Origin of the sequence: Aromatoleum buckelii (genome assembly GCF_012910785.2) — a bacterium.
GTDB lineage: Bacteria > Pseudomonadota > Gammaproteobacteria > Burkholderiales > Rhodocyclaceae > Aromatoleum > Aromatoleum buckelii.
Map to the genome: position 1 here is coordinate 733,974 of NZ_WTVH02000009.1, position 21,802 is coordinate 755,775.

Consider the following 21,802-nt stretch of genomic DNA (forward strand, 5'->3'; position numbering starts at 1 on the left):
AGCGATCAAAATGAATGCAGAAGTTGCTGCGGCATCGGTGGCAGAAGCGGCCCCCGAGAAGAAGGAATTCTGGCGTTGGCAGGAAAACACCGTCTGGGACGAGAACAAGGACTGGCGCGACGCGAAGATCATCACCTGCGGCATCGACGTCGGTTCGGTGTCCTCGCAGGCGGTGCTGGTCTGTGACGGCGAGCTGTACGGCTACAACAGCATGCGCACCGGCAACAACTCGCCGGACTCGGCGCGGAACGCGCTGCAGGGCATCATGGACAAGATCGGCATGAAGCTCGAGGACATCAACTATGTCGTCGGCACCGGCTACGGCCGGGTGAACGTGCCGTTCGCCCACAAGGCGATCACCGAGATCGCGTGCCACGCTCGCGGCGCCAACTACATGGGCGGCAACAAGGTGCGCACGATTCTCGACATGGGCGGGCAGGACTGCAAGGCGATCCACTGCGACGAGAAAGGCAAGGTCACGAACTTCCTGATGAACGACAAGTGCGCGGCCGGTACCGGGCGCGGCATGGAAGTCATCTCCGACCTGATGCAGATCCCGATCGCCGAACTGGGCCCGCGCTCGTTCGACGTCGATGTCGAGCCGGAAGCGGTATCGTCGATCTGCGTCGTGTTCGCCAAGTCCGAAGCGCTGGGTCTCTTGAAAGCCGGCTACACCAAGAACAAGGTGATCGCGGCCTACTGCCAGGCGATGGCCGAGCGCGTCGTGAGCTTGCTCGAGCGCATCGGCGTCGAGGAAGGCTTCTTCATCACCGGCGGCATCGCGAAGAACCCGGGTGTCGTGAAGCGCATCGAGCGCATCCTCGGCATCAAGCAGGTCGAGACCAAGATCGACAGCCAGATCGCCGGCGCGCTGGGCGCAGCGCTCTTTGGCTACACGCTGATGCAGAAGCAGGCGAAAGCCGCCTGAAGTCGGGGCTGAAGCAGCGCCGGCCGTCTCGGGGAAACGCCGCGAGTGAACGCGGCGGTTTTTCCGGACGGCCGGCAGCCTACGACTCAATTCACAGGAGAGAACGGACATGATCGCGAACTACGGCTACAAGGACGGTTCCGGCGAGTATTACATCAGCATCGACACGGACAAGTGCATCGACTGTACTGCGGCGCGCGCCTGTCTGACCGCCTGCCCGAAGAATATGTTCGAAATCATCACCGATGATTACGATGACGAAGTGGCATGGGTGAAGAAGGAATCCACGCGTACGCTCGCTTACAGCTGCGCCGAATGCAAGCCGGCCGGTGGCTACACCAGCCTGCCCTGTATCACCGCCTGTACCCCGGGCGCGATCAAGCATTCCTGGTAGGCCGGACGAGATGAAAGGCGTGACGACGGAGGGTTCCGCAGTGAACGTGAAGAAGATGATCCCGATCAAGCTTGCTTCAGCGAATGAAGAAGAGGAAATCGAAGACCGTCTGTTGCGCCAGGGTTGGAAGCGACTGACGACGATCGGCGAACCGCGGTTGTCGGAGATCGCCGAGGCTTATCGGGGCATGGGTTTCGAGGTGCACGTCGAGACTTACAAGAGCGAAGGCGACGGCTGCAACACCTGCCTCGACGCCGACCAGGAAATGGGCAAGATCATCGGCACGGTATACACGCGCCGCGCGGCTGTGCCGCAGAAGGATGACGAGTTGTTCTGAACGGCGTGCGACGCGCGTCCAGCGCGAAGCCGCGATACCCAAGGAGGAGTGCAGATGGCCGAACAGAAGCGCGTAATGCGGGTGATGAACAAGGACGACCTGAATGCGATCGTCGAGATCGATGCCGTGGCTTCGAAGCAGAATCGTCGCGATTACTACGAGCGCAAGCTCGAAACGATCCTGAACCCGAAGCACAACATCAATGCCTCGCTCGTCTGTGAGATCGACGGCAAGGTCGCCGGTTTCGTCATGGGCGACATCTATTTCGGTGAATTCGGGATTCCGGAAAGCACCGCGACGATCGACACGATCGGCGTCGACCCGCGCGTCCAGAACCATGGCGTTGCAAGCGAGCTGCTCGAGCAGTTCATGATGAACATGAAGGCGGGCGGCGTGAGCAAGGTCTACACGCTGGTGAACTGGGACGACTTCGCACTCGAGAAATTCTTCTCGCGGCAGAAGTTCGTGCCTTCCAAGCGCATCAACCTCGAATACACGGTGGTCTGAGAAACGACTGCGCGGAGCCCATCCCCATGTGGATCGATTGCCACTGCCACACCAAATACTCGTACGACAACTGGCTGGAGCCGGTGAACCTGATCCGGCGTGCCCGTGAGCTCGGGCTCGATGCGGTTTGCATCACCGAGCATTACTCGTACGAGGCGTCGGAGCCGGTCGAGCAGGTCGGTCGCGACGAGGGGATGCTGGTTCTGCGCGGCGTCGAGATTGCGACGGACCGCGGCCACATGCTGGCCTACGGCGTCGAAGACGACAGCTGGAACATCTGGGGGCGTGACAACTACCTCCCGCTGGCCGCAGTCGTCGAGCGCATCAATGAAATCGGCGGCATCTGCGTGCCGGCCCATCCGTTCCGCGAAGTCGGGGCGTGCCTGCTCGAAAGCGTGCTCGACCTGACGGGTCTTGCAGCAGTCGAGACGCACAACGGCGGCAACCGCGAGAGCGACAACGAACTGGCGATCTCCGCCGCGCGGCACATGGCGCTGCCGTCGCTCGGCGGCAGCGATTGCCACAAGACCGAAGCGGTCGGCCGCTGCGCGACGCAGTTCCTGCAGCCGGTGACCGACATGAAGAGTTTCATCGCGGCGGTGCGTGCCGGAGCGTGCCAGGGAGGGTACTTCCCCGGTTTCACGCAGGCAGCACTCGCAGCCTAGCCCGGACGCTGCCCGGCATGGTCCGGCAGCGAACACCGCACCACCGCACAATCGAACGCAACCTGGCCCCGCCGACCCGGAGCCTGGAGCAAGAACAGCGCAAAACGACGCCGGAAAGCGAAAACCGGCGATAGCAGAGGGACGAGAGACATGGAAGCCGTACAGACATCCGAGATCAGGTGGTGGAAGGCCAGCCGGCCGGTCGATATGCCGGAGTTCGGCGCCCCGGTGCAGTTCAGCATCGACGGCGTCGAGGTCGAAGCGCCCGCCGGCGCGTCGGTCCTCAATGCCGCGACGGCGGCCGGCCTCTACATTCCCGCGCTGTGCGCGCATCCCGATCTGCCGCCGGCCGGCCAGCGTGGCGCCGGAGACGGCGGCTGCAACCTGTGCATGGTCGAGGTCGAAGGCGAAGAGGGGCTGCGCAAGGCCTGTTCGATGCCGGTCAAGGCCGGCCTCGTCGTCAAGACCCAGTCGCCCGCGATCCAGGAATCGCGCCAGGCGAGCCTCGCCAAGATCCTCGGCCCCCATCCGCACGTCTGTCTGACCTGTCCGCAGCGCGAAGGCTGTTCGCGCTCGCAGTGCTCGTACGGCAACCCGCAGGAGACGCGCTGCTGTTCGATCTTCTCGAGCTGCGAGCTGCGCAAGGTGTCCGACTACATCGGCATCCCGAACACGACTCCGCCGTACAAGCCCGCGCAGCTGCCGATCGTCCTCGACGAGCCGTTCTTCGACCGCGACTACAACCTCTGTATCGACTGCCGCCGCTGCCTCGTCGCCTGTAACGACGTGCGCGGCGTCGGCTGCCTCGAAGTCAAGGAAGTCGAGACGCCGCAAGGCAAACGCACCTATGTCGGCACGATCGCGCCGACACTGATCGAATCCGGCTGCACGTTCTGCCAGGCCTGCGTGACCGTGTGCCCGACCGGTGCGCTGATGGACCGCACGCTCGACCCCGCCCGCCGCGAGGAATCGATGGTGCCGTGCAAGTCCGCGTGCCCGGCCGGCATCGACGTGCCGCGTTACGTGCAGCTCGCTGCCGAAGGCAAGTATGGCGAGGCGATCGCGGTGGTGCGCGAAAAACTCCCGTTCCCGGGCATCCTGGGCCGCGCCTGTTTCGCGATGTGCGAGTCGGCCTGCCGCCGCAAGGACCTCGACGACCCGCTGTCGATCCGCAACCTCAAGCGCATCGCCGCCGATAACGACACCGGCATCTGGCGCGAATTCGCCAAGAAGCTTCCCGCGACCGGCAAGAAGGCCGGCGTGATCGGCGCCGGGCCGGCAGGCCTGACCGTCGCGTACTACCTCGCGAAGCAGGGTCACGCGGTCACGGTTTTCGACGCCCAGCCGGCCGCTGGCGGCATGGCGCGCTACGGCATCCCGTCGTACCGCGTGCCGGCCGAAGTCATCGACGACGAAGTCAGCGAGGTCGCGGCGCTCGGCGTCGAGTTCCGCTACGGCGCGAAAGTCGAGAACGTCGATGAACTTTTCAATGACGGCTATGGGGCGGTGTTCGTCGGCATCGGCGCGCAGGGCGGCGACAGGCTGGGCATCCCCGGCGACGACCTGCCGGGCGTCGTCGACAGCCCGACTTACCTGAAAGCGGTGACGATGGGCCTCGTGAATACGCCCGAGGGCATCCAGACCGGCAAGAAGGTCGCGGTTATCGGCGGCGGCAACGTCGCGACCGACAACGCGCGCTCGTCGCGCCGCTACGGCGCCGAAGTCGACATGGTCTATCGCCGCACCCGCGAGGAAATGCCGGCGCGCCTCGAAGAGTTCGAAGGCTGCGTCGAGGAAGGCGTGAATATCCGCTACCTGCTCGCGCCGAAGAAGATCGAGCCGGGCACCAACGGTTTCCGACTGCAGATCACGTACGCGAAGATGGCGCTCGGCGAAGCGGACGCTTCCGGCCGCCGTCGCCCGGTCGAGACCGGCGAGGAAATCGTCGAAGGCGTCGATCTCGTGATCGGTGCGATCGGCCAGTTCCCGAACCGCTTCGAAGGCTTCGGCGTCGAGACCGACCGCAAGGGCCGCATCACGGTGCGCGAGGATTCGATGCTGACGAGCCGGCCCAAGGTCTATGCCGGCGGCGACTGCGTGCTCGGACCTTCGACGCTGATCGAGTCGGTCGCTCAAGGCCGGGTTGCGGCCTCGGCGATGGACAAGGCGCTCGGCGGCGATGGCGACATCTCCGAAGTGCTGCTGCGCGACGGCTGGGAAACCAACCCGTGGATCGGTCGCAAGGACGGCTTCAACACGACGCGCAAGTTCCACCCGATCATGCTTGCGCCGGAACAGCGCACGGGCTGGGACGAAGTCGAACTCGGCTTCGACGACGCGACTGCCCGTCTGGAGGCTGCGCGCTGCTTCAAGTGCAACCTCGCGCCGAAGATCGCCGAAGCGGTGCTGCCGCCGGAATCGTCGCTGACTTTCGACGCCGCGGCGATCGCCGCAGTGCCGACCGAAGCCGGCGTGTTCCAGCTGCTCGACGGTGACAAGAACGTGCTGATGATCAAGGGCGTCGAGAACCTGCGCGAAGGGCTGATGGAACAGCTCGAACGCGGCGGCGACGCGACGAACTTCGTGTTCGAGGAAGCGGCGATGTTCACGTCGCGCGAAAGCCAGATGATCCAGGCTTACCTGCAGCAGTACGGCAAGATGCCGGGCGGCGGCTCGGACGAACTCGACGACCTGTTCTGAGCGGCACCGACATGGGACAAGTCATCGATTTCTGGTCGGCGGAGGAACTCCGCCCGACGATCTCGGCGGAGGCCAAACGCCGCTGCACGAATTGCGGCGCCGACTTGTGGCACATCAGCTGTGACGGCGAAGTGTGCTGTGCGGACTGCGACGCCGTGTGCCCGTACCGCCTGCAGGTAAAGAACGAAAACTGAACACGATCCAACCGCACGACCCGGAAAAAACGGGAAACGGGAGACACCATGACGCAAGCGCAATTCAAGTTCATTACCTACAGCGTCGCCAATGGCCTGGCGACGCTGACGATCAACCGGCCGCCGTTCAACGTGCTCGACATTCCGACGATGGAAGAAGTCAACGTCGCGCTCGAACAGTGCCTCGTCGCGACTGACGTCAAGCTGCTGATGATCACCGGCGCCGGTGAAAAGGCGTTCTCGGCCGGTGTCGAGGTCGCTGACCACACGCCGGACAAGGTCGACCGGATGATCGAAGTGTTCCACGGCATTTTCCGCCGCCTGCAGGAACTGCCCGTGCCGACGCTCGCCGCGGTCAACGGCGCGGCGCTCGGCGGCGGCATGGAAGTGGCGATCGCGTGCGACATGATCGTCGCCGCGGCGAATGCCAAGTTCGGCCAGCCCGAAATCAAGCTCGCGGTGTTCCCGCCGATCGCGGCGGTGCTGCTGCCGCGCCTGGTGCCGCCGGCGCGGGCGATGGAACTGCTGCTCGGGGGCGAGAACATCGCGGCCGAGGAAGCCCGTGCGATCGGACTCGTGAACCGCGTCTTCGCGAAGGAAACTTTCGCCGCCGACGTGCAGGCTTTCGTCGCGCCGTATCTCGCGCTTTCGCGCGCCGCGCTGGTGAGCACGCGCAAGACGATCCGCGCGACCAGCGGCAAGCCGTTCGGGCAGGCGCTCGATGTCGCCGAAAACATCTATCTGAACGAACTGATGGCGACCGAGGATGCGAAAGAAGGTCTCGCCGCCTTCCTCGAAAAGCGCAAGCCGGTGTGGCGTCACCGCTGACCGCCGCGATCGATCGAACGACACTGATTTAATGGAGACAAGCGTGATTCCGCAATTCATCGATACCTGGCAGATGACCGAGCCGGGCAAGCTGCAAAAGACGCGCGTGCCGATGCCCGAACTCGGACCGGGCGACGTCGTCGTGAAGATCGCCGGCTGTGGCGTGTGCCACACCGACCTGTCGTATTTCTACATGGGCGTGCCGACGGTGCAGAAGCCGCCGCTGTCGCTCGGCCACGAGATCTCCGGCACCATCATCGGCGGCGAAGCCTCGATGATCGGCAAGGAAGTCATCGTCCCTGCCGTGATCCCGTGCGGTGAATGCGAGCTGTGCAAGACCGGTCGCGGCAACCGCTGTCTCGCGCAGAAAATGCCGGGCAACTCGATGGGCATCTATGGCGGCTATTCGAGCCACATCGTCGCGCAGTCGAAGTACCTGTGCGTGGTCGAGAACCGCGGCGACACGCCGCTCGAGCATCTCGCGGTGGTCGCCGACGCGGTCACGACGCCCTACCAGGCTGCCGTGCGCGCGGACCTGAAGAAGGACGACCTCGTGATCGTCGTCGGTGCGGCGGGCGGCGTCGGCAGCTTCATGGTGCAGACTGCGAAAGGCATGGGTGCGAAAGCCGTCATCGGCATCGACATCAACGAAGAAAAGCTCGAGATGATGAAGGGCTTCGGCGCCGATTTCATCATCAACCCGAAGGACAAGAGCGCCAAGGAAGTGAAGGAGCTCTTCAAGGGGTTCTGCAAGGAGCGCGGCCTGCCGTCGAACTACGGCTGGAAGATCTTCGAGGTCACCGGCAGCAAGCCTGGCCAGGAGTTGGCGCTGTCCTTGCTGTCCTTCACCGGCAAGCTCGTCATCGTCGGCTACGGCACGGCCGAGACGAACTACATGCTGTCGAAGCTGATGGCCTTCGATGCCGAAATCATCGGCACCTGGGGTTGCCCGCCGGACCGCTATGCCGCCGTGCGCGACATGTGCCTCGACGGTCGCATCCAGCTCGGACCGTTCGTCGAAACGCGTCCGATGAGCGAGATCGAACACGTGTTCGACGAGGCGCACCACGGCAAACTCAAGCGACGCGTCATCCTGACGCCCGATTTCTGAACCACGCTGACAACTGTAAAAACAGGAGACATTTCATGGCACTCGATTGGCTGCCCCGCGACAACGAAATCAAGGATCACGCCCTGCTGGGCGAAGAGCACTTCGGTACCGAGGCTCCCTCGGTCCTGTTCGAGAAGCGCCCGGTGACGGATCCGCAGGGCAACGTGGTTCCCGGCCTGTACGCAGCGTGGATCATTCTGAACAACCCGAAGCAGTACAACTCCTACACCACCGAAATGGTGAAGGCGATCATCGCTGGCTTCCAGCGTGCGTCGTCCGACCGCACGATCGTCGCGGCTGTGTTTACCGCCGTCGGCGACAAGGCGTTCTGCACCGGCGGCAACACCGCCGAGTACGCGTCCTACTATGCACAGCGCCCGAACGAGTACGGCGAGTACATGGATCTGTTCAACGCGATGGTCGACGGCATCCTGAACTGCAAGAAGCCGACGATCTGCCGCGTGAACGGCATGCGCGTTGGCGGCGGCCAGGAAATCGGCATGGCGACCGACCTCACGGTCACCTCCGACATGGCGGTGTTCGGTCAAGCCGGCCCGAAGCACGGCAGCGCGCCGGACGGCGGCTCGACCGACTTCCTGCCGTGGATGCTGAACATGGAAGACGCGATGTACAACTGCATCTCGTGCGAGCCGTGGAGCGCGTACAAGATGAAGTCCAAGAACCTCATCACCAAGGTCGTGCCGGTGCTGAAGAAAGATGGCGAATGGGTGCGCAACCCGCTGGTTCGCACCGACGCGTATGTCGATGACGGCGAGCTGGTCTACGGTGAGCCGGTCGCCGCCGACAAGGCCAAGGCGGCGAAGGAACTGATCGCGCAATGCACGACCGACTTCGCGAAGCTCGACGAAGCCGTCAATGCGCTGGTGTGGAAGTTCACGAACCTCTTCCCGCAGTGCCTGATCAAGTCGATCGACGGCATCCGCGGCAAGAAGAAGTTCTTCTGGGATCAGATGAAGCTCGCGAACCGTCACTGGCTCGCCGCGAACATGAACCACGAGGCATACCTCGGCTTCACCGCCTTCAACAACAAGAAGGCAACCGGCAAGGACGTCATCGACTTCATCAAGTTCCGCCAGCTCGTCGCCGAAGGGCATGCGTTCAACGACGCCTTCGCCGAGCAGGTCCTGGCCAAGCCGCAGTCCTAGAGTCAAAAGTCTCTCCCTTCTCGGGGTGGGGGCGACGGTGATCCGTCTTTAACCCACCCCGTTTTTTTTCGCCTGGGAGAGAGCGAAATCCCTGGCTGTACCTAATTCAGTAGCCGCGTCCGCAACAAGGGGAGCAGACATGCAATTGAAGGACAGAGTCGCCATCGTCACCGGCGCCGGGCAGGGCATCGGCGCCACGGTGGCGAGGGCCTACGCCCGCGAGGGCGCGAAAGTGGCGGTAATCGATCTGAACATCGACGCCGCCAATGCCGTTGTGGCCGAGATCGTCGCGAACGGCGGCGAGGCGCTCGGCGTCGCGTGCGACGTGTCGAACCGCGACCAGGTGCTGGCGATGGCCGAGCAGGTCACGGCCAAATGGGGACGCGTCGACATTCTCGTCAACAACGCCGGCATCACGCGCACCGCGATGCTCAACAAGATGACACCCGAGCAGTGGCAGCAGGTCCTCGGCGTGCATCTGACTGGCGCCTTCAACTGTCTTCAGGCGGTCGTCGGCGGCATGATCGAGCGCCAGTACGGCCGCATCATCTACGTCACCTCGACGGCTGGCCTGCTGGGCACGATCGGTCAGATCAACTACAGCGCCGCGAAGGCGGGCATCCTCGGCATGACGAAGAGCACCGCGAAGGAGCTGGCGCGCTACAACATCACGGCCAACGCGATCGCGCCGGGCGCGGCGACGCCGATGACGGAAACCATCCGCACCGACGAGCGTTTCAAGGAAAAGTATCTCGATCGCATTCCGCTCGGACGTTGGGCCGAGCCGGAAGAGATCGCCCCGGTGTTCCTGTTCTTCGCCTCCGACGCGTCGAGCTACGTGACCGGACAAATACTGGCAGCTGACGGCGGCATGACGATCCGTTAGCCACTGCGCCACCGTGCGAACGCGCGGCATCGACGCGGCGGGTCGAAACGATTGGGCGGGATTCGGATCGCGTCGGTGAAAGAAATCGTCAATCGAGTCGAATTGGAGGACAGACCATGCCAGAACTGAGTACCGCCGACCACACGTCGAGCCCCCCGCACATCACGATCCCGCGCGACTACAACGCTGCCCACGATCTGATCGAGCGCAACCTGCGTGCCGGCCGCGGCAACAAGATCGCGGTGATCGACGACGCCGGCCAATACACCTATGCGCAGCTGGCGGAGCGCGTCGACCGCTTCGCCCACGCGCTCGGCGAGATGGGCGTGCGGATGGAAGAGCGGGTGCTGCTATGCCTGCTCGACACGGTCGATTTTCCGACGGCGTTTCTCGGCTGCATCAAGGCCGGCGTCGTCCCGGTGCCGATCAACACGCTGCTGACCTCGTCCGATTACAGCTACATGCTGCGCGACAGCCGCGCCCGCGTGCTGGTGGTGTCGTCGCTGCTGCTGCCGGCGTTCGCGAATGCGATCGAGCAGAGCCCGTTCGTCAAGAACGTCGTCGTATCCGGCGGAGATGAAGGCGTCAGGGGCAGCCATCTCGATTTTGCCGATCTCGTCGCCGCACCGCGCCCGCCGTTCGAAGCCGCGCCGACGTGTGCCGACGATCCCTGTTTCTGGCTCTACTCGTCGGGCTCGACCGGCGCGCCGAAGGGCACGGTCCATCTGCATTCGAGCCTGATCAACACGTTCGAGCTGTACGCACGGCCGATCCTCGGGGTGCAGGAAAGCGACGTCGTCTTCTCCGCCGCCAAGCTGTTTTTCGCCTATGGTCTGGGCAACGGCCTGACTTTCCCGCTGGCGGCGGGCGCGACGGCAGTGCTGATGTCCGAGCGCCCGACGCCTGCGTCCGTCTCCCGCGTGCTGCGCCAGCACCAGCCGACCGTGTATTGCGGCGTGCCGACGCTGTACGCATCGATGCTTGCGAGCCCGGAACTTCCCGGGCGCAGCGAAGTGTCGATCCGCCGTTGCGCGTCCGCGGGCGAAGCCCTGCCGGCCGAAGTCGGCAAGCGCTGGACCGAGCACTTCGGGGTAGAGATCCTCGACGGCCTCGGTTCGACCGAGATGCTTCACATCTTCCTGTCGAACCGGCACGGCGAGGCGCGCTACGGCACCAGCGGAAAGCCGGTGCCCGGCTATGAGCTTCGCCTCGTCGGGGACGACGGCGAACAAGTCGCGCCCGGCGAATCCGGCGAACTGCAGGTGCGCGGTCCGACCAGCGCGGCGCTCTACTGGAACAACCGCAGCAAGAGCCGCGACACCTTCATGGGGCAGTGGACGCGCAGCGGCGACAAGTACAGCCAGGACGCCGACGGGAATTTCGCCTACGCGGGCCGCAACGACGACATGCTCAAGGTGGGCGGCATCTACGTCTCGCCGATCGAAGTCGAGTCCGCGCTGATCACTCACGAGGCAGTGCTCGAAGCTGCAGTCGTCGGCAAGGCCGACGTCGACGGCCTGATCAAGCCGCTCGCGTTCGTCGTGCTCAAGCCCGGCCTGCGCCCGTCCGCCGGCCTCGGCGACGAACTCAAGCTGCACGTGAAATCGAAACTCGCGCCGTACAAGTATCCGCGCTGGCTCGAATTCGTCGATGAGCTGCCGAAAACCGCGACCGGAAAAATCCAGCGATTCAAGCTGCGCGCCGCGTCCTCCGTGTAACATCACGTTCCAATAAACGTATCGAGCCGAATGATCGGCCAACCACCGGAGGAGTCCCGCCATGAGTCATGAAGTCAATCGTCGCCAGTTTCTGATCTCCAGCGCCGCGGTCGCAGCAGGCCTGGCGTTGCCGTCTGCGCCGCTGTTCGCGCAGGGCGCGAGGAAGGTGCGGGTCGGGCTGATGCTGCCCTATACCGGCACCTATGCGGCGCTCGGCAATGCGATCACCAACGGCTTCAAGCTGGCGGTCGAGCAGGGCGGGGGCAAGCTCGGCGGGAGCGAGGTCGAATACTTCACCGTCGACGACGAGTCGGATGCGGCGAAGGCGCCGGAGAACGCGAACAAGCTGATCAAGCGCGACAACGTCGACGTGCTCGTCGGCACGGTCCACTCCGGCGTCGCGCTGGCGATGACGCGCGTCGCGCGCGAGGCCAAGGCCTTGCTGATCGTGCCGAACGCCGGCGCCGACGAGATCACCGGCCCGCTGTGCGCGCCGAACATCTTCCGCACGTCGTTCTCGGCGTGGCAGCCGGCCTATGCGATGGGCAACGTGATGGCCGAGCGCAAGCACAAGAACGTCGTCACGTTGAGCTGGAAGTATTCGTTCGGCGAGCAGTCGGTGGCGGGTTTCAAGGAAGCGTTCGAAAAGGCCGGCGGCAAAGTTGTCAAGGAGCTGTACCTGCCGTTCCCGAACGTCGAGTTCCAGCCGTACCTGACCGAAATCGCGGCGCTCAAGCCGGACGCGGTGTTCGTGTTCTTCGCCGGTGGCGGCGCGGTGAAGTTCGTCAAGGACTACGCGGCGGCAGGACTCAAGAGCACGATCCCGCTGTACGGATCGGGCTTCCTCACCGACGGCACGCTCGAGGCGCAGGGCGAGGCCGCCGAGGGCCTGCTGACGACGCTGCATTACGCCGACGGCCTGGATATCCCGAAGGACAAGGAGTTCCGGGCCGCCTACGCATCCGCGTTCAAGATGCAGCCGGACGTCTATGCGGTGCAGGGCTATGACGCGGCGCAGCTCTTCGCCACAGGCCTCGCGGCCGTCAAGGGCGACGTCGGCAAGCGTGACGAACTGGTCAAGGCCATGGAATCCGCGACGATCGACAGTCCGCGCGGGAAGTTCACGCTATCGAAGGCCCACAACCCGGTGCAGGACATCTACCTGCGCAAGGTCGAGGGGAAGGAAAACAAGGTCGTGTCGGTGGCAGCGAAGGCGTTGGCCGACCCGGCTCGCGGCTGCCGCATGTAATCCTCTCCACGCGGGGCCGCGCCTGCGGCTCCGCGGCCCCTCGCTTCGCCGTCATCCGGGCGCCTTCGCGGCGGCCCGGACTGGAGCCTTCATGGACTTGACGACCTTCCTGATTCAGCTACTGAATGCGTTGCAGTACGGGTTGCTGCTGTTCCTCGTCGCCAGCGGACTGACCCTGATTTTCGGCATCATGGGCATCATCAACCTCGCCCACGGCAGCTTCTACATGATGGGCGCCTACATGGCGTTCGCGCTGACCTCGGCGACGGGCAATCTCTTCGTCGCGATCCTCCTCGGCATCGTCCTCAGCGCGCTGATCGGCTTCCTGCTCGAATGGGGACTGTTCAGCCGGCTCTACAAGCGCGATCACCTCGACCAGGTGTTGCTGACCTACGGACTGATCCTGATGTTCGAGGAGATACGCAGCATGATCGTCGGCGACGACGTCCATGGCGTGCGGATTCCCGAGATGCTATCGGCGTCGATCCAGCTCAGCGAGACCCTCAGCTATCCCGTATACCGGCTGTTCATGTCCGGAGTCTGCATCGTGCTCGCAGTGCTGATGTACTGGCTGATCCGCCACACCCGACTCGGCATGATGATTCGCGCGGGCAGCAGCAACCGCGAGATGGTCCAGTCGCTCGGCATCAACATCGATCTCATCTACCGCCTCGTGTTCGCGCTCGGCGTCACGCTCGCCGCGTTCGCCGGCATGCTCGCGGCGCCGGTGTCGTCGGTCTATCCAGGCATGGGCAACCAGGTGCTGATCATCTGTTTCGTCGTCGTCGTCATCGGCGGCGTCGGTTCCGTGTGGGGAGCGTTCGTCGCGGCCCTGCTGATCGGCCTCGCCGACACGTTCGGCAAGGTCATCATTCCCGACTTCGCCGGACTGACCGTCTATCTGCTGATGGCCGCGGTGCTGCTGTGGCGCCCTGAAGGCATCTTCCGGAGAATATGACCATGTCTGCAGCCATCAAGACTCCGCGCGGCGCGCTGTTGGCGACGCTGCTGGTGCTGTCGATCTTCCCGCTGTTCGGCTCGGACTACTACAGCGAGCTGCTGACGAAGATCATGATCATGGCGATCTTCGCCATGAGCCTCGACCTGCTGGTCGGTTTCACCGGCCTCGTCAGCTTCGGCCACGCCGCGTTCTTCGGCATCGCCGCCTATGCGGTCGTGCTGGTGTCGCCGCAGTACGACCCGTCCAGCCTGTGGCTCGTGCTGCCGGCCGCGGTGCTCGCAGCGGCAGTCGCCGCGTTCGTCATCGGGCTGTTCGTGCTGCGGACGAAGGGGATCTATTTCATCATGGTGACGCTCGCGTTCGCCCAGATGATCTACTTCGTGTTCCACGACTCTCCGCTCGGCGGCGGGTCGGACGGCGTGTTCATCAACTTCAAGCCGGAACTGCGGATCGGCGAGACGCAACTGCTCGACCTCGGCAACGCCGCGCACTTCTACTACGTCGTGCTGCTGCTGCTGGTCGCGACGTACGTGTTCCTGCGCATCCTGCTGCGCTCGCCGCTCGGGCATGCGCTTGCCGGAATCAAGAGCAACGAACACCGCATGCTGTCGCTGGGCTTCCCGGTGTTCCTGTACAAGCTCGCCGGTTTCGTCATCGCAGGCGCACTGGCCGGCGTGGCCGGGTTCCTCTCGGCGTGCCAGTTCGGCTTCGTGACGCCGGAGATCCTGTCGTGGCACCAGTCGGGCAACGTGCTGCTGATGGTGATCCTGGGCGGCATGGGCACCCTCAACGGTGCGGCGATCGGCGCGTTCGCGTTCGTCGTGCTGCAGGAAGTGTTCTCGGCGCTGACCAAGCACTGGCAGTTCCTGATGGGCACGGTGATCGTGCTGGTGGTGATGCTGCTGCCGGGCGGGCTGTCGAGCCTGACGCAGCGGGTGCGCCGCCTGCTCGTGGGAGGTGGCTCGAATGGGTGAATTGGTACTGGCCGCGCGCGGCCTGTCGCGCCAGTTCGGCGGGCTGGCCGCGAACAAGGACGTGTCGCTCGACATGCATCGCGGTGAGCTGCACGCGGTGCTGGGACCGAACGGCGCCGGGAAATCGACGCTGATCAACCTGCTGTCGGGCGATCTGCCGCCGTCGGGAGGGCAGATTCTCTATCGCGGGCAGGATATTTCGGGCTGGAGCCCGGACCGGCGCTCGCGCGCCGGGATCGGCCGCAGCTATCAGCGCACGAACATCTTCCCGGCGTTCACGGCATTCGAAAACTGCCGGCTCGCGGCGCAGTCGCGCGCGCCGCGTGCATTGCATGTGTTCTCGCGGGCTCAGAACTACGACGACCTGCGCAGCGCGGCCGATCGTGCGCTCGAGCAGGCCGGACTGGCGGCGCGACGCGACGTCGTCGCCGCGACGCTGAGCCACGGCGAGCAGCGCCAGCTCGAGATCGCGATGGTGCTCGCGACCGCGCCGTCGGTGCTGCTGCTCGACGAGCCGCTCGCCGGCATGGGCTCGGAGGAGTCGCAGCTGATGGTCTCGCTGCTGCAGAAGCTCTCGGCCGATCACGCGATCCTGCTCGTCGAGCACGATATGGACGCGGTGTTCGCGGTCGCGGACGTCATTACCGTGATGGTGACCGGGCAGGTGCTCGAGAGCGGGCCGCCGGATCAGATCCGCTCGAGCCTCGCGGTGCAGGAAGCCTATCTGGGCGGAGGAGAACCCGACGATGAGTGAAACCTTGCTGGAAGCGGAAGGCCTTCATTCCTTCTACGGTAGCAGCCACATCCTGCACGGCATCGATTTCGTCGTGCGCCGCGGCGAGACGATCGGGCTGATGGGCCGCAACGGCATGGGCAAGACGACGCTGATCCGCAGCATGCTCGGCCACGTTCGTCCGCGGCACGGGCGCGTTGCGGTGCGCGGCAAGACGATGACCGGTTCGGCGCCGTATCTGATCGCGCGCAAGGGCATCGCCTACGTGCCGGAAGGGCGGGGCATTTTCCCGAACCTTTCGGTGCGCGAAAACCTGCTGATGGCCGCCAAGCCGGGCATCGACGGACGCCGGGACTGGACGTACGAGCGGGTGCTGGAGACTTTTCCGCGACTGGGCGAACGGCTGACGAACGGTGGCGGGCAGCTCTCCGGAGGGGAGCAGCAGATGCTGACGATCGGTCGGGCGCTGATGACGAACCCGGACGTGCTGATCCTCGACGAGGCGACCGAAGGCCTGGCGCCGCTGATCGCGAAAGAGATCTGGTACATCGTCCGCCAGATCCGCGCGACCGGCATCGCGACGATCGTCATCGACAAGAACCATGCGGCGGTGACCTCGATCTCGGATCGCAACGTCATCCTCGTCAAAGGCAAGGTCGCGTTCGAAGGCTCGAGCGCGGAGCTGCGCGCGCAGCCCGAACTCCTGCAGAAGCATCTCGGCGCAGGCTGACGCAAACCGCACGGCGCGCGCCGTGCGGTCAATTCGATAGTGATCCCGCCGACACTTCATGAAGCGGCGTGGCACAGGATTTAACCAACAGGAGACAGGCAATGCGGAAAATCGACGTACACGAGTTGATCGACAAGGCGAAATTCAACCGCTTTCACTGGCAGGTGCTGTTCTGGTGTGCGCTGATCATCATTTTTGACGGCTACGACCTGGTGATCTATGGCGTCGTGCTGCCGGTGCTGATGAAAGAGTGGGACCTGACGCCGCTGCAGGCCGGCACGTTAGGCAGCTACGCGCTGTTCGGGATGATGTTCGGGGCGCTGATCTTCGGTCCGTTGTCCGACCGGTTCGGGCGCAAGCGAGTGATCGCGATCTGCGTCGTGCTGTTCAGTTTCTTCACGTTCATAAACGGCTTTGCGACGACACCGACCGAGTTCGCGATCTGTCGCTTCATCGCCGGGCTGGGCATCGGCGGGGTGATGCCGAACGTCGTCGCGCTGATGACCGAATATTCACCGAAAAAGCTGCGCACGACGCTGGTCGCGATCATGTTCAGCGGCTATTCGGTGGGCGGCATGTTGTCGGCCGGCCTCGGCATGTACCTGATCCCGAATTTCGGCTGGCCATCGGTGTTCTTCGTCGCCGGGGTTCCGCTGCTGCTGCTGCCGGTGATCCTCTACGCGCTGCCGGAGTCGATCGGCTTCCTGCTGCATGCGAAGCGCGATGCCGAAGCGGGCGTGCTGCTCGGAAGGGTCGAGCCGAACTTCGCGCCGCGGATCGGCGACCGCTACGAGATGCCGACCGGCAAGACGTCCCACGTGTCGCTGGTCGCGCTGTTCAAGAACGGGCGCGCGCTGAGCACGCTGATGTTCTGGCTGGCGTTCTTCATGTGCCTGCTGATGGTGTATGCGCTCGCGTCCTGGCTGCCGAAGCTGATGACCCAGGCGGGATACGGACTCGGCTCGAGCCTGTCGTTCCTGCTGGTGCTCAATTTCGGGGCGATTTTCGGCGCCATCGGCGGCGGCTTCATCGCAGACCGGCTGCACCTGAAGACCGTGCTGATGGTGTTTTTCGTCATCGCCGCGTTCTCGATCAGCCTGCTCGGCTTCAAGAGCCCGACTGCCGTGCTCTACCTGCTGGTGGCTGCGGCCGGCGCGACGACGATCGGATCGCAGATCCTGCTCTATGCGTACGTGGCGCAGTTCTACCCGATGGCGATCCGCTCGACCGGCATCGGCTGGGCGTCGGGTGTCGGGCGCAGCGGCGCGATCGTCGGGCCGATCCTCGGCGGGACGCTGCTCGGCATGGCGATGCCTTTGGAGTACAACTTCATGTTCTTCGCGATCCCCGGCGCGATCGCGGCGTTCGCGGTGTCGCTGGTCGCGCGCAGCGCGGCCCACGCTCCGACCGAAGAGCTGCCGTTGCCGTTCGCCGCGGAGGCAGGCGCCATTTCCGACTGAGTCGGCCGCGCGCCGCGTTCGCGCGGCGCGCGGGGTGCGCCCGTTATCGCGGGCTGGTGCCCCAGCGCAGCATGTTCACCATCGTCGCCGCGATTTCCTGCGGCGACCGCTGCCCCTCGCGGTACCACAGGTATACCCAGTTCATCGCGCCGAGCAGCGTCAGCCGCAGCAGCGAGCGGTCGGTGCCCGGCGCGACGGGCAGGGCGTCGATGAGCCCGCGGTACAGATCCTCGTAGTCGTCGCGCACCGGCCGGATCTTCGCCAGCAGCGCGTCGTGGCCGATCAGCGCCAGGCTGTGGCCCGTCACGCGGTGCACCGGCGAGCCGCCGACGATCAGATACACATGCACTTGGCACGCGCGCGTGAGGCGCTCCCACGGGTCGCTCGCGCTGTCGACCGCGCGCTGCACCGCTTCCATGACATCGCGGAAACCTTCGCGGTGCACTGCCAGATACAGCTCGTCCTTCGACGCGAAGTGGTGATAGACCGATCCGGCGAGCAGTCCGGCCTTGTTCGCGATGTCGCGGATCGAGGCACGGTCGTAGCCCTGTTCGGAAAACAGTTCGGCCGCTGCGTTGAGGATCACCTGTCGCCGGTCCAGCGGCTCGTCGAGCGGCCCGGCTTTACCCCCCGACGGTCCCCGCGCCGCTTGCGCGCTCAACGTCGCGCGCTCGAGCAGCCGGCGCTGGCTGTCGCTCAGCGCGGCGAGCCCCCGATCCGAATCGCGTATCAGTGCCTGCAGGCGCTTTGCCGCCGTCTCCAACCCGTGCTTCTGCCACAAGTAGCGCACGCCAGACGCTGAAATCCGCACTCCCGATCGCCGCAGCCGCTCCGCGACCGCAGCCTGCCCGAGCTCGGGCTCCTCACGCGCGAGCCGCAGTACCGCCTGCTCGGTGTCGAGCGCAGGCGAGTTGTCGTCGGAAGTCGTTTTCGGGGCCATCCAAAATCCTGCAGTGCGTCGGGGTCGCAATGATAGCGAGCAATGACCGGAAACGCGCCCGCATAACGTCTGCCTGCACGGCGTCGAATCGTCGCGTGCTGCGTTCCGTCTGTCTTGCGACACTCACTAACAAACTACTTGAACAAGTGTTTGACAAGATCGTTCAGCATTGCTAACTTTGCGACACGCCGACATCTTTCGGCGCGATACCCAGAGCGGTCCAGCCGCCGTTCGATTGACCCGGGGAAATCCGGAGTCAGAACCAGAGGAGTGACCATGCAAGTCAAGAAGCTCGCAGTCCTGTGCTCGTTCGCGTCGCTGTCGTTTGTTCAACCCGCTGTCGCGGATATAACGGTCGGGGTTTCACTGTCGGCGACCGGCCCCGGTGCGTCGCTCGGCATTCCGGAGAAAAACGTCTTCGCGCTGCTGCCGACGCAGATCGCGGGGGAAAAAATCCATTACATCGTGCTCGACGACGCGACCGATCCGTCGATCGCGACGAAGAATGCGCGCAAGCTGGTCACGGAAAGCAGCGTCGACGTGCTGGTCGGCTCGTCGACGACGCCGGCCACTGCGGCGATGGCTGAAGTCGCAACAGAGAGCGGGACGCCGCAGGTCGCGATCAGCCCGGTGTCGCTGCCCGAGGACCGCAACAAATGGGTGTTCCGTACGCCGCAGCAGAACAGCGTGATGGCCGATGCGCTGCTCGCTCACATGAAGGCGACGGGCGTCAAGACGCTCGGCTTCATCGGCTTTTCGGACGCCTACGGCGAAGACTGGCTCGGCGCCGTGAAGAGCCGCGCCGAAGCGGCGGGCATCAAGATGGTCGCGGTCGAGCGCTACGCGCGCGCCGACACGTCGGTCAGCGGGCAGGTGTTGAAGCTGGTCGCGGCGCGGCCCGACGCGGTGCTGGTGGTTGGCTCCGGAAGCCCCGCGGCGCTGCCGCAGACGACGCTCGGCGAGCGCGGGTACAAAGGCCAGATCTACCAGACCCACGCGGCCGCGAACCAAGCTTTCCTGAAGGTTGCGGGCAAGGCCGCCGAAGGCGCGATCATGCCGGTCGGCCCCGTCGTCGTCGTCGACCAGGTGCCGGACGCCCACCCCTCGAAGATGGCCGGGCGCGAGCTCGTGCGCAAATATGAAGCCGCGTACGGCGCAGGCTCGTTCTCGTCGTTCGCGGGTCACGCGTTCGATGCGTTCCGCCTCATCGAACAGGCGATCCCGGTCGCGCTGAAGGCCGCGAAGCCGGGAACGCCGCAGTTCCGCGCGGCGCTGCGGGACGCGATCGAGTCGAACAAGGAGGTTGTCGGCAGTCATGGCGTGTTCAACATGAGCGCGGCCGACCACTTCGGTCTCGATGCGCGCTCGCACGTGCTCGTGAAGATCGAGAGCGGTGCGTACAAGATGATCCCGCAGTAACCCCAACGGAAAATCCCATGAGCACCGTGATATCCGATATCGACGCGATGTTCGCCCGGCCGGTCGTGAACGTCGAGGCACGCCCCGATGGCAGCCGCATCCTGCGTTCCGGAATTCCGCTGCCGGACAGCTACGCGCGCTGCGTCGGCGAGTGGCTCGAATGCTGGGCGCGCAACACTCCCGAGCGCCTGTTCCTCGCCGAGCGCAACGCGGCCGGCGAGTGGGACCGCGTCAGCTATGGCGAAGCGCGCCGGCGCGTCGTCGCGATCGCGACTTGGCTGCTCGGCCAGAACCTGTCGGCCGAGCGGCCGGTGGCGATCCTCTCCGACAACTCGATCGAGCATGCGCTGCTGATGCTCGCGGCGATGCACATCGGCGTGCCGTCGTGCGCGATCTCGTCGGGCAACTCGCTGATGTCGAAGGACTTCGCCAAGCTGAAGGCGAACATCGAGCTGTTGCGGCCGGGCGTCATCTATGCCGATCCGGTCGGCAGGTTCGCGGCGGCGATCGAGGCGATCGGACCACTGCACGACGGCGTCATCGTCGCCGGAGGCGGCAGCGAACCGACTGCCGGCTGCATGCCATTCGCCGATATCGAGGCGGACAGCGACGAGGCGGCAGTGATGGGCGCATACGCGCGCCTCACGCCGGACACCATCGCGAAGTTCCTGTTCACGTCCGGCTCGGTCGGCACGCCGAAAGCGGTCATCAACACTCAGCGCATGCTGTGCGCGAGCCAACTCGCGAAGGAGCTGGTGTGGCCTTTCCTAGTCGACGAGCCGCCGCTGCTGATGGAATGGCTGCCATGGAGCCACACTTTCGGCAGCAACCACAACTTCAACATGGTGCTGCGCTTCGGCGGCAGCATGTATCTCGACGACGGCAAGCCGACCCCGGCGCTGCTCGACAGGACGCTGCGCAACCTGCGCGACGTCTCGCCGACGATCTACTTCAGCGTGCCGCGCGCGTTCGACATGCTGGTGCCGGTGCTGCGTCGCGACAAGGTGCTGCGCGACAGCTTCTTCAAGCGCCTGAAACTGATCTTCTACGCCGGCGCGGCGCTGCCGCAGCACCTGTGGTCCGAGCTGGAGAACCTGTCCGAGGAAGCGACCGGCCGCCGCGTCACGATGGTTTCGTCGTGGGGCTCGACCGAGACTTCGCCGCTCGCGACCGACTGCCATTTCCAGGCGGTGCGCTCGGGCGTCATCGGCGTGCCGGTGCCCGGCACGGAACTGAAGCTGGTGCCTTCGGCCGACAAGCTCGAAGTGCGCGTCAGGGGGCCGAATGTGTTCCCCGGCTACTGGAAGCAGCCCGAGCTGACGGCGAAATCTTTCGACGACGAAGGTTTCTACCTGATCGGCGACGCGGTCGAGTTCGTCGATCCGGCCCGTCCCGAACAGGGCCTGCTGTTCGACGGGCGCGTCGGTGAGGACTTCAAGCTGCTGACCGGCACGTGGGTGCATGTCGGAGCGCTGCGCGTGAAAGGCATCGACGCGCTCAAGCCGGTCGCGCAGGACATCGTCGTCACCGGGCATGACCGCGACGACATCGGCTTCCTGGTGTTCCCGAACATCCCCGAATGCCGTTCGCTGTGCCCGGGACTGCCTGCCGATGCGCCGGTCGAGCAGGTGCTGTCGAACCCGGCGGTGCTCGCCCGCGTGCGTCTCGGCATGGCCGCGATGATGCAGGCCGGCGGCGGCTCGTCCACGTGCCCGACGCGCGCGCTGCTGATGGCCGAGCCGCCATCGGTCGAAGCCGGCGAGATCACTGACAAAGGCTACATCAACCAGCGCGCGGTGCTGACCCGGCGCCACGACCTCGTCGAATCCCTGTACGCGGCGATGCCGGACAAGTCCGTCGTCACCGTGTAGCCGGACGCCGACCGGAGAACTTCGGCATGAA

Annotated in this window: 21 protein-coding genes; 20 read left to right on the forward strand and 1 reads right to left on the reverse strand. The window is 64.9% G+C overall.

All coding sequences use genetic code 11. From position 1 onward, the window contains the following. Positions 1-10 precede the first annotated feature (10 nt). The 18 genes from bzdQ to GO608_RS09705 all read left to right on the forward strand — a co-directional run bounded on the left by bzdQ (position 11) and on the right by GO608_RS09705 (position 17,541). A complete protein-coding gene (bzdQ, locus tag GO608_RS09620) occupies positions 11-928 on the forward strand; it encodes a benzoyl-CoA reductase, bzd-type, subunit Q (RefSeq protein ID WP_169198873.1) in 918 nt (305 codons plus the stop codon). Between the two features lie 109 nt (positions 929-1,037). Continuing rightward, positions 1,038-1,322: a ferredoxin gene (locus GO608_RS09625; RefSeq protein WP_169198874.1), complete on the forward strand. Its 285-nt coding sequence runs from the start codon at positions 1,038-1,040 to the stop codon at positions 1,320-1,322. A gap of 40 nt (positions 1,323-1,362) precedes the next feature. Next, positions 1,363-1,659, forward strand: coding sequence for a hypothetical protein (locus GO608_RS09630; protein ID WP_236255353.1), 297 nt, complete (start codon positions 1,363-1,365; stop codon positions 1,657-1,659). A 54-nt stretch (positions 1,660-1,713) separates the two neighbouring features. Then, positions 1,714-2,166: a GNAT family N-acetyltransferase gene (locus tag GO608_RS09635; protein WP_169198875.1), complete on the forward strand. Its 453-nt coding sequence runs from the start codon at positions 1,714-1,716 to the stop codon at positions 2,164-2,166. Positions 2,167-2,192: 26 nt separating this feature from the next. Further along, positions 2,193-2,831 carry a PHP domain-containing protein gene (locus GO608_RS09640; RefSeq protein ID WP_169198876.1) on the forward strand — a complete coding sequence of 213 codons (639 nt, stop codon included), beginning with the start codon at positions 2,193-2,195 and terminating at the stop codon, positions 2,829-2,831. 150 nt (positions 2,832-2,981) lie between these two features. After that, entirely contained in the window at positions 2,982-5,531 is a 2,550-nt protein-coding gene (locus GO608_RS09645; protein WP_247002983.1) for an FAD-dependent oxidoreductase, read from the forward strand. 11 nt (positions 5,532-5,542) lie between these two features. Then, positions 5,543-5,725 (forward strand): hypothetical protein, encoded by a 183-nt coding sequence (locus GO608_RS09650; RefSeq protein ID WP_041646458.1) that lies wholly within the window; start codon positions 5,543-5,545, stop codon positions 5,723-5,725. 48 nt (positions 5,726-5,773) lie between these two features. Continuing rightward, a complete protein-coding gene (locus GO608_RS09655; protein WP_169198877.1) occupies positions 5,774-6,553 on the forward strand; it encodes an enoyl-CoA hydratase/isomerase family protein in 780 nt (259 codons plus the stop codon). A gap of 43 nt (positions 6,554-6,596) precedes the next feature. Continuing rightward, on the forward strand, positions 6,597-7,664 hold the full coding sequence (gene had / locus GO608_RS09660) for a 6-hydroxycyclohex-1-ene-1-carbonyl-CoA dehydrogenase (RefSeq protein WP_169198878.1): 1,068 nt from the start codon (positions 6,597-6,599) through the stop codon (positions 7,662-7,664). Between the two features lie 35 nt (positions 7,665-7,699). Then, positions 7,700-8,830: a 6-oxocyclohex-1-ene-1-carbonyl-CoA hydratase gene (gene oah / locus GO608_RS09665; RefSeq protein ID WP_169198879.1), complete on the forward strand. Its 1,131-nt coding sequence runs from the start codon at positions 7,700-7,702 to the stop codon at positions 8,828-8,830. Positions 8,831-8,969: 139 nt separating this feature from the next. Then, complete coding sequence (locus tag GO608_RS09670; protein WP_169198880.1) at positions 8,970-9,716, forward strand: SDR family NAD(P)-dependent oxidoreductase; 747 nt, start codon at positions 8,970-8,972, stop codon at positions 9,714-9,716. A gap of 116 nt (positions 9,717-9,832) precedes the next feature. Next, positions 9,833-11,434: a benzoate-CoA ligase family protein gene (locus GO608_RS09675; protein WP_169198881.1), complete on the forward strand. Its 1,602-nt coding sequence runs from the start codon at positions 9,833-9,835 to the stop codon at positions 11,432-11,434. Between the two features lie 61 nt (positions 11,435-11,495). After that, positions 11,496-12,683 carry an ABC transporter substrate-binding protein gene (locus GO608_RS09680; RefSeq protein WP_169198882.1) on the forward strand — a complete coding sequence of 396 codons (1,188 nt, stop codon included), beginning with the start codon at positions 11,496-11,498 and terminating at the stop codon, positions 12,681-12,683. A gap of 91 nt (positions 12,684-12,774) precedes the next feature. Beyond that, a complete protein-coding gene (locus GO608_RS09685) occupies positions 12,775-13,641 on the forward strand; it encodes a branched-chain amino acid ABC transporter permease (RefSeq protein ID WP_169198883.1) in 867 nt (288 codons plus the stop codon). A 2-nt stretch (positions 13,642-13,643) separates the two neighbouring features. Next, a complete protein-coding gene (locus tag GO608_RS09690) occupies positions 13,644-14,618 on the forward strand; it encodes a branched-chain amino acid ABC transporter permease (RefSeq protein ID WP_211159424.1) in 975 nt (324 codons plus the stop codon). Beyond that, entirely contained in the window at positions 14,611-15,372 is a 762-nt protein-coding gene (locus GO608_RS09695; RefSeq protein ID WP_169198884.1) for an ABC transporter ATP-binding protein, read from the forward strand. The genes GO608_RS09690 and GO608_RS09695 overlap by 8 nt, the downstream gene beginning before the upstream one ends. Beyond that, positions 15,365-16,081 carry an ABC transporter ATP-binding protein gene (locus GO608_RS09700; RefSeq protein ID WP_169198885.1) on the forward strand — a complete coding sequence of 239 codons (717 nt, stop codon included), beginning with the start codon at positions 15,365-15,367 and terminating at the stop codon, positions 16,079-16,081. The genes GO608_RS09695 and GO608_RS09700 overlap by 8 nt, the downstream gene beginning before the upstream one ends. A 101-nt stretch (positions 16,082-16,182) precedes the next feature. Beyond that, positions 16,183-17,541: an MFS transporter gene (locus tag GO608_RS09705; protein WP_169198886.1), complete on the forward strand. Its 1,359-nt coding sequence runs from the start codon at positions 16,183-16,185 to the stop codon at positions 17,539-17,541. Between the two features lie 43 nt (positions 17,542-17,584). Here GO608_RS09705 and GO608_RS09710 read toward each other — a convergent pair whose 3' ends face one another. Next, positions 17,585-18,481, reverse strand: coding sequence for a TetR/AcrR family transcriptional regulator (locus GO608_RS09710; RefSeq protein WP_169198887.1), 897 nt, complete (start codon positions 18,479-18,481; stop codon positions 17,585-17,587). A gap of 276 nt (positions 18,482-18,757) precedes the next feature. On the opposite strand from GO608_RS09710, the gene GO608_RS09715 reads away from it, so the two are divergent. Both GO608_RS09715 and GO608_RS09720 read left to right on the forward strand, forming a co-directional pair. Next, on the forward strand, positions 18,758-19,900 hold the full coding sequence (locus tag GO608_RS09715; protein WP_169198888.1) for an ABC transporter substrate-binding protein: 1,143 nt from the start codon (positions 18,758-18,760) through the stop codon (positions 19,898-19,900). Positions 19,901-19,917: 17 nt separating this feature from the next. Next, entirely contained in the window at positions 19,918-21,771 is a 1,854-nt protein-coding gene (locus GO608_RS09720; protein WP_169198889.1) for a feruloyl-CoA synthase, read from the forward strand. Positions 21,772-21,802: the final 31 nt, after the last annotated feature.